Genomic DNA, 13,003 nt, shown 5'->3' with positions numbered 1-13,003 from the left:
TAAATTTTGGCAAATATAACCAGGGGTGGTGAGTTACACAATATCATCTTGTTGATGAGTATTTACTCGCGCTCTGCCCATTTCTGTCACATAGCAGCCCCACGCAGACGGACTGTCCGCTGTGAGTGGGGAGCGGAAGTTGGCACTTTTGTTCCCACAAGAGTGGCTACTGAAACAGTCGCAATTCACTTTGCTGACTTTGGTTTGTGACAAAGTAGTCAGTGGATACTGAAATGAACGAGGTATCTGCCATATTGTGCTTCAATGACAAACTCTTCGTGCAGGGAGCCATACCACACTGGTGGGCTGGTGTGTAGTGGCACACCGATTTTGGCCACATAATCAGAAGTGTTGAACGTCCGCTTGCGGCACGCAGCAGACAAACACGTGACGCTGAAGGTGTGCTGTGAGCGAGGAACGGAAGCTTGTGCGCCCCGTTATCTTCCGATTTCAGAGTGTCGAGATTAGCCATAAATAACTCATGCGCATTTGACTGAAATGTGGTTACTCAGAGTTAAATAGCGTCATGTTTTTCTTTTGCTTCTCAATAGTTCAACTAACTCTTGACGGGATCTAAGTAAGTTATTTTTTATCTCATTGTGAGAATGCCTTTTTTTTCTTTCGACAATGCCTTGAGGAGTAAACATTCTTGATATGCTATCTAGCTTTTTATCTCCAAGTGTATCAAATATCCATTCCGTGAAATCACTACTATAAACTGGAAGTGACTTACATGACTCTCGATGAACCGCAATCGCATTGAGCCCAGTGAGGTTCAATATATCCCAAACATCAACATCACAAGTTAATATTTGTGCAAGGTGAAACTGTGTATTGTTTCCATCATTAATGGTATTAGTCAGTAAATCTAACATTCTAACTATAAATAAATCCATAGCACAATTTCTAATCAACTGAAGTGGTTCAGATGTATTTGTTAGACCATTCAGTTTCCTGGTTATTTGTAGCGTGTTTTTGTAGAAGAGAATATCAACACAAACCGCCATTTCTTTTGGCATTAAAATGTTGATTTCCTTGTCAATCACAGATAAAAGATTCAACAACTTATTTTCAGAGGACCGTTTTGAACTGTATTCAATTATTTTCGTTTTTAGCAATAACAGCTCCATTAGGTCTACTATCGCCGAAAACTGACCAAACGGGCGTCCATCTTTGTTATAGTAGTCAAAGAGAAGTTCATCGGCATCCCTTTCAGATATTGTCTTATATTTTTTTAGAAACGACTCTCTCCACGAATCATTAAAGGGAGAGTTCATCATGGAAATCGATTTTAAGGCAGATACTGTTTCTCTAACCTTTTTAAGGTCAGTTTCTTTCAGGTTATTTTCTATCTCAGATAGATACAATGCCATATTTAAATTATTAACATCATCTTGCAACATATTTTCAGATACAGAACGACAAACCTGAAAAACTCTATCTGACGGTTGGTCTTCATAGGCAAATGAACGAATATAGCTGGCAGTATTACTGTCAACATATATTGCTGTCGAGATGAAATGTTTTGTTAATCCCTTAATTTCAATCACTTCTTTATCTATGACATATAGTGAACTTCCTTTAAATGGCGTTAAGAGGTAACATTTCGGTGATAACTCTTTTTTAGGTAGATAAAATGGTCCATCAGAAGACTCGTTGGAATAAATAAGCCTCCACTCACCTAAATCATTCTTAAAATACTCATACTGGTCAATCGCGTCACTAAATGATGGAGCGTTTCCTATTTCATTTAATAACTTTAAGGTGTTGATTTCCTTGTTCATATTTCTCCTAAAGATTAATGTATCAGCGGCTTAATAGTATCACCTCGAGATTTATAGCATTGTAATACGCGTCACAAAGTATTGCTATGAACTATTCTAGCCGGAAATTCAAAGAAATAAAAAACAAGACTGCTTAATTATCAGTCGTGCGACAATAATAAATTAGTGCTTAATCAGCACTAAAATAGATGATATCTTGACCATATTATTCCCTATCTAATCGTAATACGGCGATGCGAGAAAAGGCGGACGAGAGTGATTCATTCATTATTTACCGATTCTTTTCACAAGTTTTCGCAGTGAAACTAACCTACTAACACATCACGATCTTTTAAGGTCCGCTTCTGGTGTAAGCACACCCGTTTTAGTTCCACGCACGTTTGAGATATCCGGGAGGAGATCAGGATGCTTACCGCCCCCCTTACTCCCCTACTTTGCTGATTTGATAATAGCCGTTCTGTTTATACGCCTCTCACTCAATAAGGCGAAAATCCCGGCTGCGGCCACGATTGACGCACCGGCCAGCGTGGAAGATGACGGAAAACTGTCGAGGAACAGAAAACCAAGCATCATCGACCAGACCATCGTGGTGTAATCAAAAGGCGCCAGCAGCGACGCATCGGCGTAACGCAGGCTCAGCGTAATCAGGATCTGTGCCATTCCGCCAAAAAAGCCGCAACCGATGAGCAGTAAAAGCTGCAAGCTAGTCGGGATTTTCCAGCCGAAGAAAATCGTCGCCAGACCAATCAGCATGGTCATCAGCGAGAAGTAGAAAACGATCGCGCCCGGTCTTTCGATGCCATTTAAAAAACGGATTTGCACCGAAGATACCGCCGTACACATCGCCGCCAGCAGCGCCAGAATCACGCCCAGCCCCGCCGAAACCTGCTTAAAACTGCCCGACAGCAGCGAACCGCTGTCTGTCAGATGCGCCCACAGCATGACGATAATGCCGGTGAAACCGATACCCACCGCCAGCCAGCGGGCTGCGTGAACATTTTCACGCAGTAAAACCGCGGCCATGACCACCGTAAATAGCGGCGCGGCGTAGCTTATCGCCGTGGCATCCGCCAGCGAGATATACACTAACGCCAGATAGTTAAAATACATTCCCCCCGTGCCGGAAAAGCCGCGAATTAAATGGCCGGATATATTCTTCGTTTTAATTTGGGGGAAAACAGGGCCCTGCAATTTGAGCCAGATCAGCAGCGGGAATAAGGCAACGAAAGAGCGAAAAAATATCACTTCTCCGGTAGGTATATTTCCGCCCAGCCCTTTCACGCAGGCCAGCATTAATGTGGCACACAGGGCTGATAATATTTTTAGCGAAATACCCATTCTGGCGTTCATTATTAACCTTCGTTCCTGGTGAGCAGCGGGATGAATCTGTCCGCTATTCTGGCAGAGCCGCCTTTTTCCCGGTCATACAAAAAGCGTATCGCCATACAGGGTTTACTTCTTATACAACGCCAGGGTGAGCTTATATAGTCGGGCTGACTCATAAAGAAACCGCAGCCAGTTTTGCTCACAGTGAGCCAGGGGAAGTTGTCGTCACACACTGCTAATTAAAAAATCCCGGAGAATGAATGATGAAACTGAAGTTACTGTCTTGTTCCTTGCTGGCGTTGCCACTGATGGCGGCCTTTTCCTCTGCGAAAGCGGATGTTCTTTCTGATATTCAGGCACGCGGTTCACTCAATTGTGCCGTGTATTCCGATGTGCCGCCGTTCTCGTCGCCGGATCCGAAAACGCGCCAGTTGGCGGGAATGGACGTCGATTTATGTACGGCGTTAGCCAAACAGATGGGCGTAAAACTCAATCTGATGCCGACGTCTATTGAAGCGCGTATTGCGGTGATCGCCACTGGCCGCGCCGACGTGCTGATTGCCAATCTGGCGTATACCAAAACACGCGGCCAACAGATTCAGTTCAGCGATCCGTATTACGTGGCGAAAGAAGTGCTGGTGGTGAAAAAGCCCAACGTCGATAAAACTCGTGCGGATTTTAAAGGCAAACGCATCAGCGCCACCAAAGGCACGACGTCTGAACAATCGATATATCTGGCAGGCGCAAAAGCCGTGACCTTCCAGGATGCTGCGTCGGCCTTTCTGGCGCTGGAACAGAATAAAGCGGTGGGCTTTGTGACCAACACCATGACCGCCATCAAAATGATTTCTCAGGCCGGGAAAGACGGCATTGAACTGGGGATGATCAAAGAGCCGATGGCGCTGGAGCCGATTGGCGTCGGCATGAAAAAGGACGAACCGGCATTGCTGGCGAAGGTTAACAGCAGCCTGAAAGCGATGGATGACGACGGCACCATCGATAAAATCTGGGATATCTGGATCGGGCCAAATACCGAATACAAAATGGTGCGCGAAGACAAAGTACAGCCGCTCTCCAGCCTTAAATTCGAACCTCTGGAATAACCGATGATCACTGCGTCGCACGAGGCGCCTTCCCGCGCCTCTTTTATTCTTGCCAGTCAGGGCGACAACATCAAAATCTCCACCATCGGCAGCCGTGCATGGCTGATTGAAGCACCGGGAGATTTCGACCTGCCCGCCCAGCGCCGCATCTGGTCACTGGCGGTCGCATTGCGCGCGCGTGATGATATCGAATCACTGATCCCCGGCGTGACCAATTTGCTGGTGCTGTTTCGCCAGACACCGGCAGATTACGACGCCACCTTTGCCCTGCTGGTGGCCGCCTGGGAACAGGCACAGGCCGTACATCCGCAAGGCAAGCTGATTGAAATTCCGGTGATTTACGGCGGCGAACATGCCACCGATCTGGACGCGGTTTGCCAGCATACCGGGCTTTCGCCGCGCGAGGTTATCCGCCGCCATTCTGAGGGTTGCTACACGGTGTTTTCACTGGGCAGCGCGCCGGGTTTTGGCTATCTCCACGGGCTGGATCCGTCTCTGGCCACGCCGCGTAAAAAAGTCCCCTCGCTGAATATGCTCAAAGGCACCGTGACTATCGGCGGCGCACAGACCGGGATTTCCGCGCTGACCGGGCCAAACGGCTGGAACGCCATCGGATTCGCCGAACTGACGCTGTTTGACCCGCAGGCAGAGAATCCTGCGCTGATGGCACCGGGGGACAGCGTGCGCTTTCTGCCAGAAAGGATTGAATTGTGACTGAACCAGCCGTGATTGAAATAGTGAAAACCGGCCCGCTGAATACTGTTCAGGACGCGGGCCGCAGCGGATTCCGGGATATCGGCGTGTCTGTCAGCGGCGTGATGGATCCGCTGGCGTTTCACGCGGGCAACATCATGCTGGGCAATGACGAAAACGCCGCCTGCATTGAAGTGCAGATGTTTCCGTTTAAGGTCCGGTTTCTCGCCGATACCAGCATCGCCATCACCGGCGCAGATTGCCGCACGAAGCTCGACGGTACAGATCTTCCGCCCTGGTGGGCGTGTTCCGTCCGCGCAGGGCAGGAACTGGAAATGCAGTTCCCGCGTTACGGTGCCCGCAGCTATTTGTGCGTCGCCGGAGGCATTGACGTGCCGGTCGTTATGGGCTCGCGCAGCACCGCGCTGCGTGGTGGCTTTGGTGGTTTAGACGGACGACCGCTGGAGAAAAATGATCGCCTCGCGGCGGGTAAAACCACCGCATCTCCCCTGCCTGCGCAAGGTATGGGCATCGAGCCGCCGGAGATCGCGCTGGCAAACGTATTCCCGACCAGCACTGAGGGATGCGTGCAACTGCGGGCTATTCCCGCCGGAGAATATTCGCTGTTTGAAGCCGATCTTCCCCGCTTCTGGTCGCAGCCGTGGAAAGTGTCCCTGCACAGCAACCGCACCGGTTACCGCTTATCCGGCGCGCCGGTCACGCCCTCGAAAGTCATCGAAATGCGTTCATACGGTTTAGTCCCCGGCATCGTTCAGGTTCCGCCTGCCGGCGAGCCGATCATTCAGCTGGCTGACGCCAATACTGCCGGAGGCTATCCGAAAATTGCCGGAATTATTGAAGAAGATTTATGGCGCCTGGCGCAGGTTCAGCCCGGTCAGAGTATTCAGTTGATCAAAAGCGATGCACGCGAAGCCATTGCTGTTGCGGCGCAGATCAGCCAGTGGCTCACCCGCCTGCGCGATAGCATTATGCCGGTGAAGAAAATCATGGGGGTTTAAAACGCTCTATGGATGAAACAGAAAACGGGCCAGAAAAGGCCCGTTTTTTTATGCTTCTGACTCAGACGTTATGACTTCAGCTCCGCACAAAACTCAGCTATCCGGTCACAGCCGTCTTGCAAAACTTCCATGTTGGTCGCATACGAAATGCGGAAATACGGACTCATGCCGTAGGCCGCGCCCTGCACGGTGACGACGTGTTTTTCTTCGATCAGCGCCATCACGAAATCGGCATCGCTATTGATGTGACGCCCGCCTGCGGTGGTTTTCCCGATGCAGCCTTCAATGTTCACGAACAGATAGAATGCGCCCTGCGGTTTATGACAGCGCAGTTCATGCACGGACGTTAACCGCTCCAGCACGTAATCGCGGCGCTGGCGGTAGATTTCGGCGCGCTCTTTCAGTAAATCCTGCGGGCCGTTAAGCACCGCGACCGCTGCCGCCTGCGTGAGCGTGGTGACGCCGCCGCTGTTTTGCGTGTTCACGTTACTCATGGCTTTAATCAGATCTTGCGGACCGCCGCAAAAACCTAAACGCCAGCCGGTCATGGAATAGGCTTTCGACACGCCGTTGACCGTCAGCACGCGATCGAGCAAACGCGGTTCCACTTCGGCCAGCGTATAAAACGTCACGTCGTCATAAATCAGATGTTCGTAAATGTCATCGGTCAGGATCCACACGCCCGGATGGCGCAGCATCACCTCGCCCATCGCCTGCAATTCCTGGCGGGTTGCCACGGAACCGGTCGGATTGCTCGGGTAATTCAGCAGCAGCCACTTGGTTTTCGGCGTAATCGCCGCGTCGATGTCCTGCGGATACGGCTTGAAATTGTTCTCCTCCGGGCAGGCCACCGGCACCGGAATACCGCCCGCGAATTTGACGATATCCGCATAGCTAATCCACGACGGCGTCGGGATCACCACTTCATCGCCCGGATTAATCGTCGCCAGCATCGCGTTAAAAATAATTTGCTTCGCGCCGCCTGCGGTGAGGATCTGGCTCACGTCGTAATTCAGGTTGTTATCGCGCTGAAATTTACGCGCAATGGCCGCCCGCAGCGCAGGGGTTCCGTCGGTTGGCGGATAACGGGTATCACCGCCGAGCGCGGCGGCGTAGGCGGCTTCCGTGGCATGAGGGGGCGTCGGAAAATCCGGTTCACCGGTAGAAAGCGCAATGACGTTCACGCCTGCGGCTGCGAGGTCACGGGCCTTTTGCGTCATGGCGACGGAGGCAGAAACAGAGACATTTTTTAAGCGATCGGCGATATCAGGCATGGTCCTGGGGTTCCATTGTTTTTATCGAACGTAAAAAGACGGACAGCGATGAGGCACTTCAGGGGAAAGAGTAATGAGGAACGGACCGCGCCGACCAATAGCGCTTTGTTGTGGTGACATAACACAAAACAATGGCTGAACGCGCAAATCAGGCAATTTGCACCGGCGCAGTGCAGGCGGGGATTTTCATTATTCGGGAGGCTGCGCAAAGGCAGAAAACATCCGGCTATACAGTGAATAAATCGGCGGGTAAATCAGAAGGAAAACCGGATATCGGACATAAATCAGCCTGTTAGTGCGTGTTGGCACTCATCTTGCTTCATACACATTACTTATAACACCACTTGTTTCCGTGATGAGGATGCCATCGTGAATCTCCGCCGCCTTAAATATTTTATCAAGATTGTCGATGTGGGTAGCCTCACTCAGGCCGCAGATATCCTGCACATTGCGCAGCCTGCGCTCAGCCAGCAACTCGCGACGCTGGAAGGCGAAGTGAATCAGCAACTGCTGATCCGCACCAAACGCGGCGTGACGCCGACCGAAGCGGGCAAGATTTTGTATATCCACGCGCAGGCCATTTTGCGCCAGTGCGATCAGGCCCAGAGCGCGATTGACGGCTCGGCGCTGGCGCTTTCGGGCAGCGTTTCTGTCGGGCTTGCGCCGGGCACCGCCGCACAGCAACTGGCATTGCCGCTGATGGAAGAAGTCCACCGGCAATATCCGGGCATCGTATTGTATTTCAATGAAAACTTCGGCACCACGCTCAGCGAGCTGATCATGAATGGCCGGATGGATATGGCGGTGATTTACGGCAACCGGGAAATTCACGGATTACGGTTTATGCCACTGATGAAAGAAGAGTTGTATTTCGTCTGCCCGCACGCGCTGAGCAAACCGCTGAAATCCGTCAGCCTGGCGCAGGTGGCAAAGTATGACCTGTTCCTGCCGCGCATTTACAACATCATGCGAAAAGTCATCGACGACGCGTTTATCCATGAAGCAGTGACGTACCGCGTGAAGTGCGAAATCGAATCGCAAACCACCCTCAATGCCGCGCTGGCGGCGGGTTTAGGCTGCACGATCATGCCGGAATCCGCCGCCCGCGCGATGCTCAAAGCCTCGGATTCGTGGATGGCGAAAATTGATAAACCGAATATTCAGGCGGCGCTGTCATTTTGTATGTCCGACCATCTGCCGCTGTCCCAGCCCGCCGAAGCGGTCAAAGCGATTTTACTGTCGCTGATGGCCAGCCGCACGGTGGATAACCGGCCACTGACGCTGGTGGGGTAATAAGCGCACCTTATTACCGCAAAGCGAAATCCTCTTTCCTGACGTCGGCAGTGACACGATAGAGTGCTTTTACCGCCCGCAAAGCGGGTCGTTTTGTCGTCGTTATTGCGCGGGGACACTCTCTCTTCGACGGGAAGGATATGGAAAAAAAAGCACCAGCACTCAGCGAGTTGCGAGATATCGCACGAAAGATGCGTAAGTCCGGCCTGAGCCAGATTGAACTCAGTGGAAACGGCTTTCGGGTCAGCATGAAATACGCGCCAGTCTCCCCCGCCATTTTGCCATGCCGCAGGCCGGACGAAACGCCTGCGCTCCCCGCGCTGACCGCCCCCGACGCGGTGTGTGCACCTTTCCCCGGCATCGTGTTGTTACAGCATCCGCTCAACAAAATTCCGTTCACACAACCGGGTGAAAAAGTCGGGAAAGATGCGCTGCTCGGGCTGCTGAAAGTCGGCGTGATTTATCTGCCGCTGCGCAGCCCGGTGCAGGGCGTGGTGGAATCCCTGTCCGTGGAAGACGGTGACTGCGTGGAATACGGCGCGGAGATTTTCACTTTACGCCGCGAGGAGCTGACCGCATGAAATACATCGATTTAAACGCCGATATCGGCGAAGGCTTTGGCGATTACACCATCGCCGACGACGCCGCGCTGATGCCGCTGATCACCTCCGCCAACGTGGCCTGCGGGTTTCACGCGGGGGATGCGGTGATTATGGCGAAAACCGTCGCGCTGGCGAAAAAGTATCAGGTAGATCTCGGCGCGCACGTCGGATTCCCCGATTTGTCCGGGTTTGGCCGCCGCCGGATGCACATCGAACCAGAGGTGATGGCGCATTACGTCACCTATCAGCTTGGCGCGCTTTCTGCTTTTGCGAAAGCGACGGATTACCCGCTGAGGCACATGAGTTTCCACGGTGCGCTGGGCAATATGGTGTCCGAAGACGCCCGGCTGGCGCGGGTGTTATTGCAGGCGGTGAAGAATTTCGATGCACAAATGATCATCAGCACGATGCCCGGCAACGCCGTCGAGCGCATGGCGCGGGCGCTGGATTTGCCGGTGATTTGTACGTTTCTCGCCGACCGCGCCTATGAAAGCAACGGCCTGCTGGTCAGCCGGACGAAACCGGGCGCGGTTATTCATGACAAAGAGCAGGTACGCGCGCGCATCCGCCAGTTGCTGCGCGAAGGCACGGTGCAAAGCATCGACGGCGTGACGTTGCCGGTGGATGCGACATCGATTCTGGTTCACGGCGATACGCCGGAATCCCTCGAAATGGTGCATACGCTGCGGGAAATTATTGCCGAAATGGACATCGCGCTGATGCCGCCAGCCCGGCAACACCGCCAGATGGCACGGTAAAACACGCTGTTATAAGCCCCTCTTATCGCCTCACACGGTTTATGTCTTATACCGTCTGAGAATTACTGGATACAGTCAGAAAACACCCACCGGCAGAACATGATGGAGCCGGAGGTTTAACAGGAGAGTCGCAATGCCATTTTCAGATTACAAAACCGCGCTGGTGACCGGCGCATCGGCCGGAATGGGTGAAGCCATTGTCGAACGCCTTTGTCAGGAAGGGATCACCGTTCATGCTGTCGCACGCCGCGCCGATCAGCTGGCCGCCCTCGCCGCCCGCACCGGTTGTATTCCGCATGCGCTCGACGTCAGCGACCTCGACGCGGTGACGCGCCTGTGCAGCGAGATCAGCGTGGATATTCTGGTGAACAACGCCGGTGTTTCCCGTCCCGGCTCTATCCTGAGCGCCGATGAAGAATCCGTGGATACGCAGGTGGATGTGAATCTGCGCGCCGTTTTGCATCTTTGCCGCCTGCTGGTGCCGGGCATGATGGAACGCGATCGCGGCCACGTCATCAACATCACCTCGATTGCCGCGATTTATAACTTCGGCGGCAACTCGATTTATCACGCCACCAAAGCCGGGGTTCACGCCCTGTCGCGCCAGCTACGCGTTGACTGCTACGGCAAGCGTGTGCGCATCACTGAAATCTGCCCGGGTCGCGTGGCGACTGACATTTTCGGCAATGTTTCCGGCGATCACGAAGAAGCCCGCCGCCGTTTCATTGACGGTTTTGAACTGCCCGAAGCCAAAGACATCGCCGATTGCGTGGCGTTTGCCGTTTCTGCGCCGATTGCCGTCAACATCGGCAACATCGAAATCACCCCGACGTTGCAGGTTCCCGGTGGCCTTTCCACCATGCGCCCCGGCGAAGGTCTGTGATCTTTTTCCTATAAACCCACAGTTCAACCATTCAGGAGGGTGAAAATACGATGACGCTCGATTTCAGCAAAGTCCTGACCGGTCAGTTCGGGCAGATGATCGTCGATGGCATGGTTGTCACCCTCAAGCTGGCGCTGGGGTCCTGGCTGCTCGCGATGTGTATTGCCCTGCTGCTGGTCGTCATCCGGCTGACGCACAAACGCGCCGCCGAATATTTCGTCCGCGCCTATGTGTCGTATCACCGCAATGTGCCGACGCTTATTCAGCTGATGATGTGGTATTTCGCCATTCCGACGCTGCTGCCGGAATCTGTGCAGATGTGGATTAACGATTTCAACGCCGAGTTTCTGTTCTCGATGTTTGCGCTCGGATTGTGTCAGGCGGCGTATTTCTCTGAAGACATCCGCAGCGGATTACGCGCTATTCCTGAAGGGCAAACCGAAGCATCACGCGCGCTGGGCATGAGTTACACCCGATCGCTGCGTTCGGTTATTTTACCGCAGGGTATCCGCAACGCGCTGCCCTCGCTGCTCAACCACACCGTTTTACTGTTCAAAAACACCAGTCTGGCTATGGTCATTGGCGTAGCTGAACTGACTTACGTGACCCGTGATATTGAAAACCAGACGTTCCGGACTTTCGAATCGTATCTGGTGGCCTCTGCCGGTTATCTGTTCTTCTCTCTGCTGCTGATGGGTGCTGGCGCGTTGCTGGCCCGCCGGTTCCAGCGGGCCTACGCGAGGTAATCACATGCTCGAGATGTTCACGATTTTGCACGACAACGGGATGCTGTTCCTGATGGGGCAATATCCGCAGGGACCGCTCGGCGGGATACTTTGTACGTTACTGATTTCCCTGCTGGCCGTTTTGTTTGCACTGCCGGTGGGTATTCTCCTCGGGCTGGCGCGTTTATCGCCTTTCCGCTGGCTGAGCTGGCCCGCTGCCTGCTGGGTCTACGGCTTACGCGGCATTCCGCTGTTGATGGTGGTGTTCTGGACGTATTTCTGTGTTCCGCTGTTAATCGGTCACAACATCAGCGGCTTCAGCACCATGCTGTGTACGCTGGTGATTTATGAAAGTGCGTATATCGCCGAGATCGTGCGCGGCGGTATTCAGGCGCTGCCGGGCGGCCAGTACGAAGCGGCGCGCGCTTTAGGGATGAGTTATTTCAAAACGCTGCGTCTGATTATTCTGCCGCAGGCGTTATACAACACGCTGCCAAGTCTGGTCAGCCAGCTGGTTTCTATCATTAAAGACAGCACGCTGGGTTACGTCATTAACGTGCCGGAGCTGACCTTTGCCGCTAATCAGGTGAATAACCAACTGCTGACCAAACCTTTTCAAGTCTTCGCGATTGTCGCGATTGGCTATTACATCATCTGTTTCAGCCTGACGTGGCTGGCCAATAAGCTTGAAGCCCGTATCACGCGCAAACGGCAGAACCGGATGCCGGAAGCGGAGAAAATGACGAAGGCTCCACTGCTGAAGACTCAATCATAATAAGGAACGACGATGCGACCAATGATCTTATTTAATCAGGTTAATAAATGGTATGGCGAATATCAGGCGCTCACCGACCTGAGTGCAGAAATTAGAAGTGGTGAAGTCGTGGTGGTTTGCGGACCGTCCGGCTCGGGCAAATCAACGCTGATCCGCACCGTGAACCGGCTGGAACCTATTGAAGAGGGCCAGATCCTGTTTGATGGTATGGATATTCATGGCACCAGCACCCGCCTGAATCAGTTGCGCACGCGTATCGGTTTTGTCTTCCAGAACTTTAATCTTTTCCCGCACGTTTCGGTGCTGGACAACATCATGATGTCGCCGGTAAAGGTGCTCGGCGTGAAACGTCAGGAAGCGCGCAAGCACGCGGGTGAACTGCTGGAACGTGTCGGATTATCACACAAAGCCAATGCCTATCCGGCACAGCTTTCCGGCGGGCAGCAGCAACGTGTTGCCATCGCCCGGGCATTAGCCATGAAACCGCCGGTGATGTTGTTTGATGAACCGACGTCGGCGCTTGATCCGGAAATGGTCGGTGAAGTCCTGAATGTGATGCGCAGTCTGGCACGTGAAGGTATGACCATGATGTGCGTCACACACGAAATGAATTTTGCCCGCGACGTGGCGGACACAATCTGGTTTATGGATCAGGGGAAAATTCTGGAAAAATCCAAACCGGAAAACTTCTTCAATCATCCGCAACACCCGCGTGCCAGGAAGTTTTTAAGTGACTTATTGCACCATTAATTATGCACGTGGCGTATT

General features: G+C 52.8%; 13 protein-coding genes. 10 read left to right on the top strand and 3 right to left on the bottom strand.

Going from position 1 to position 13,003, the window contains the following annotated elements; translation table 11 throughout:
- Positions 1-524: 524 nt before the first annotated feature.
- Both LC431_RS19320 and LC431_RS19315 read right to left on the bottom strand, forming a co-directional pair.
- On the bottom strand, positions 525-1,784 hold the full coding sequence (locus tag LC431_RS19320) for a hypothetical protein (RefSeq protein ID WP_153376568.1): 1,260 nt from the start codon (positions 1,782-1,784) through the stop codon (positions 525-527).
- A gap of 429 nt (positions 1,785-2,213) precedes the next feature.
- Positions 2,214-3,134 (bottom strand): DMT family transporter, encoded by a 921-nt coding sequence (locus LC431_RS19315; RefSeq protein WP_015690098.1) that lies wholly within the window; start codon positions 3,132-3,134, stop codon positions 2,214-2,216.
- 239 nt (positions 3,135-3,373) lie between these two features.
- On the opposite strand from LC431_RS19315, the gene LC431_RS19310 reads away from it, so the two are divergent.
- Genes LC431_RS19310 through LC431_RS19300 form a run of 3 tightly spaced genes read left to right on the top strand, consistent with a single transcriptional unit; the run spans position 3,374 to position 5,925 of the window.
- A complete protein-coding gene (locus LC431_RS19310) occupies positions 3,374-4,213 on the top strand; it encodes a transporter substrate-binding domain-containing protein (protein WP_223510197.1) in 840 nt (279 codons plus the stop codon).
- 3 nt (positions 4,214-4,216) lie between these two features.
- Positions 4,217-4,927 carry a 5-oxoprolinase subunit PxpB gene (pxpB, locus tag LC431_RS19305; RefSeq protein ID WP_013576012.1) on the top strand — a complete coding sequence of 237 codons (711 nt, stop codon included), beginning with the start codon at positions 4,217-4,219 and terminating at the stop codon, positions 4,925-4,927.
- An 11-nt stretch (positions 4,928-4,938) separates the two neighbouring features.
- Complete coding sequence (locus tag LC431_RS19300; RefSeq protein WP_217243672.1) at positions 4,939-5,925, top strand: biotin-dependent carboxyltransferase family protein; 987 nt, start codon at positions 4,939-4,941, stop codon at positions 5,923-5,925.
- Between the two features lie 68 nt (positions 5,926-5,993).
- Here LC431_RS19300 and LC431_RS19295 read toward each other — a convergent pair whose 3' ends face one another.
- Positions 5,994-7,199: a pyridoxal phosphate-dependent aminotransferase gene (locus tag LC431_RS19295; protein ID WP_013576014.1), complete on the bottom strand. Its 1,206-nt coding sequence runs from the start codon at positions 7,197-7,199 to the stop codon at positions 5,994-5,996.
- 369 nt (positions 7,200-7,568) lie between these two features.
- Between LC431_RS19295 and nac the strand changes: the two genes are divergently transcribed.
- The 7 genes from nac to LC431_RS19260 all read left to right on the top strand — a co-directional run bounded on the left by nac (position 7,569) and on the right by LC431_RS19260 (position 12,985).
- Positions 7,569-8,492 carry a nitrogen assimilation transcriptional regulator NAC gene (nac, locus tag LC431_RS19290; RefSeq protein WP_013576015.1) on the top strand — a complete coding sequence of 308 codons (924 nt, stop codon included), beginning with the start codon at positions 7,569-7,571 and terminating at the stop codon, positions 8,490-8,492.
- A 140-nt stretch (positions 8,493-8,632) separates the two neighbouring features.
- A complete protein-coding gene (locus LC431_RS19285) occupies positions 8,633-9,073 on the top strand; it encodes an acetyl-CoA carboxylase biotin carboxyl carrier protein subunit (protein ID WP_223510178.1) in 441 nt (146 codons plus the stop codon).
- Positions 9,070-9,852, top strand: coding sequence for a LamB/YcsF family protein (locus LC431_RS19280; protein ID WP_223510177.1), 783 nt, complete (start codon positions 9,070-9,072; stop codon positions 9,850-9,852). Before LC431_RS19285 ends, LC431_RS19280 begins: the two co-directional genes overlap by 4 nt.
- 133 nt (positions 9,853-9,985) lie before the next feature.
- The gene (locus LC431_RS19275) at positions 9,986-10,735 is read left to right on the top strand and encodes an SDR family oxidoreductase (RefSeq protein ID WP_013576018.1); all 750 of its coding nucleotides are present in this window, start codon (positions 9,986-9,988) and stop codon (positions 10,733-10,735) included.
- Between the two features lie 50 nt (positions 10,736-10,785).
- Positions 10,786-11,481, top strand: coding sequence for an amino acid ABC transporter permease (locus tag LC431_RS19270; RefSeq protein WP_013576019.1), 696 nt, complete (start codon positions 10,786-10,788; stop codon positions 11,479-11,481).
- Between the two features lie 4 nt (positions 11,482-11,485).
- The gene (locus tag LC431_RS19265; RefSeq protein WP_013576020.1) at positions 11,486-12,235 is read left to right on the top strand and encodes an amino acid ABC transporter permease; all 750 of its coding nucleotides are present in this window, start codon (positions 11,486-11,488) and stop codon (positions 12,233-12,235) included.
- Between the two features lie 12 nt (positions 12,236-12,247).
- Positions 12,248-12,985 (top strand): amino acid ABC transporter ATP-binding protein, encoded by a 738-nt coding sequence (locus LC431_RS19260; protein ID WP_013576021.1) that lies wholly within the window; start codon positions 12,248-12,250, stop codon positions 12,983-12,985.
- Positions 12,986-13,003 lie beyond the last annotated feature (18 nt).

It is taken from the genome of Rahnella sp. GSA61A, assembly GCF_019969905.1.
In the GTDB taxonomy this organism is placed as follows: Bacteria; Pseudomonadota; Gammaproteobacteria; order Enterobacterales; family Enterobacteriaceae; genus Rahnella; species Rahnella aceris.
Note: the sequence above shows the minus strand (reverse complement) of the source record. Positions and strands in the feature narration are given on the sequence as shown.